Source organism: Ruminococcus sp. AM26-12LB, assembly GCF_003480785.1.
Classification (GTDB): Bacteria; Bacillota; Clostridia; order Lachnospirales; family Lachnospiraceae; genus Blautia_A; species Blautia_A fusiformis.
In genome coordinates this window covers 1-2,225 of sequence record NZ_QUJX01000016.1, presented here as the reverse complement: position 1 = coordinate 2,225, position 2,225 = coordinate 1, and the positions used below count along the sequence as shown (strand labels likewise).

Genomic DNA, 2,225 nt, shown 5'->3' with positions numbered 1-2,225 from the left:
AACCTGGAGAACGCAAAGAAAATACTTTCAGGAATTTAACATAATATATAGCAAGAAGTCTCCTTCCTTTACAGATGTGCAATGAATTGTAAAAGTACTGTACGAACGCTGTAAAAGCAAAAAAGAACACTTGGTTGGTGATGCAGTTCATGGTATAATAGTATCAGTTGATAACATAAATGATAAAAAAGCTAATTTTGTTAAAAAAGGATCACAATGTACATTTGAATATCAGATTTACTGCTTTTTGATCATGTGGTTGTAGTGTTCCGTGCATAGCCCAGAATGGAACTAAGTAAAATTATCAATGTCTGTTCCTTTTTCAAAATCTGAGATTTAATTGGCAGAAGTATATCACATGATAATGTTTATGGTATGGAAAAAAGCTTTCGTTGTAGCCTATGGTTCTGCATGGAAAGTTATTGGATAAAAGATACTGATTAATACTTGGTAAAATGAGGGAGCTCACAAATGAAAAAAATTACAATTGCCTTAATTATGGTTATATCATTAATAGCACCAATTCAGACAATGGCGGAGAGTGTTACTCAGAACGGTACAATAATAGAGCCTTTGGAACAGAATATTGAACAGATCATCGATGAAATCACTTCTGAACCGCGTCCAATAAATTCTGATGCAATACAGAATGTAAAAGAATATATTAGTGAATATTTTGGCAATCAGGGATATGACAATATAGAATACCAGAAATTCGAATATAACGATGAAAACAATGAGAATGCAATAAGGCATTCCTCGCAGGCGGATGTGTTTCTGGCATCAACAGCCGAGAATGCAATTGTTGACGGCATTGGTGAAAATATCATTGTGACAAAAAACTCATCCATTGATACTACAAAAAATCTGATCATAAGTGCCCATTATGACAGTGCAGAAGATTCGGTGGGCGCCAATGATAACGGTTCCGGAGTGGCAGCAGTGCTTGAACTGGCAAGGATTTTAAAAGATACAGAGATACCGTATAATATAAAATTCATCCTGTTCTCGGGCGAAGAGAAATATATGCTGGGTTCAAGATGGTATGTTGGTAAGCTGACGGAGGACGAGCGGAAACAGATCATCGGAGTAATAAATATTGATACTATTGCAGAAAAAAGTGATCTGGGTTATATGGCGATGATCGAAGGAAACAAAAGACCAGACAATGCGGAATATGATGATGAGGGATTGAAAAAACTGGCAGAATTAAATAAAAACAGTATGTCAGAACTATTTACACCCAGTGACAGATTTTTCCTGACAATGGCAACCAACAGTGACCATTATCCGTTTGCATTAGTGAATATCCCGGCAGTATCTATTGTCCAGGACTGGCAAGATGGTTTGAACGTGAATGATAGTTCTGATGTAAAAGAAAATATGGATATACAGAGAATTGTGGAAGTGATTGATCAGGTTATGGAAGTACTTCCAACGATCAATTAAATTTATATCAAAAATCTCCCACTAATGGTAGTGTCAGATAAAAAACATTGTAGAAGTCAGTAATATTAATGTTTTTCATGGTGCTAGCACGGTGTGAAGTCGAAACAATCAAATACTGACAGAGACTAGGAGGTGGAATAATGAAAAAATGGATCGTGATGCTGGCGGTACTTGTTATGTTCTGTCTGGCGGGATGCGGGGAAAAGCCGATGACAGCAGTGTATTTTCATACAGATGATAACAGCTGGTATTTTGCGGATCTGGACACGGACACGATTTTCTCCGGAACGATACCGGATAAGCTTACGGATGAGAATGGAAAGAAGCTGACAGAGGAAGATATGACAGACGGAGATGTTTACCTAATCTATGGAGATGGTATCATGCTGGAAAGCTTCCCGGGACAGTATCCGGGAATCACAAAGATGGTACGGAAAGAACAAGGCAATCAGGAAAAGGCCGATCATTACCGGAAAGAGCTGCTTTCCATGATGCGTCCGGTGACTGGAGAGTGATAAAATAAAGCTTTTTTATAAAAATATTAAAAGAAAATATATATCCATTTCTTCTATATTTTGATAAACTATATATTAAGGCCACTGAGAAGAATAAATTTTAACAAATGTAGCAAGAATTCTCCCACCTCTTCAGGTGGTGAGATGAATTGCACATCTGAGCATATCTGCTCAAAAAAAATCTCTATAGTATAAAAGAAACACTCGTTCTCCCTTCCCTGATGTAGTATACTGAAAAAGAACAATTAGTTCATAAATACA

General features: G+C 36.9%; 2 protein-coding genes. Both read left to right on the top strand.

The window, feature by feature from the left end; all coding sequences use genetic code 11:
* Positions 1–471 precede the first annotated feature (471 nt).
* Positions 472–1,449, top strand: a complete 978-nt coding sequence (locus tag DW694_RS12535; RefSeq protein WP_227574033.1) for a M20/M25/M40 family metallo-hydrolase — start codon at positions 472–474, stop codon at positions 1,447–1,449.
* Between the two features lie 140 nt (positions 1,450–1,589).
* Positions 1,590–1,964 carry a hypothetical protein gene (locus tag DW694_RS12530; RefSeq protein WP_015524968.1) on the top strand — a complete coding sequence of 125 codons (375 nt, stop codon included), beginning with the start codon at positions 1,590–1,592 and terminating at the stop codon, positions 1,962–1,964.
* The last annotated feature ends 261 nt before the right edge of the window (positions 1,965–2,225 follow it).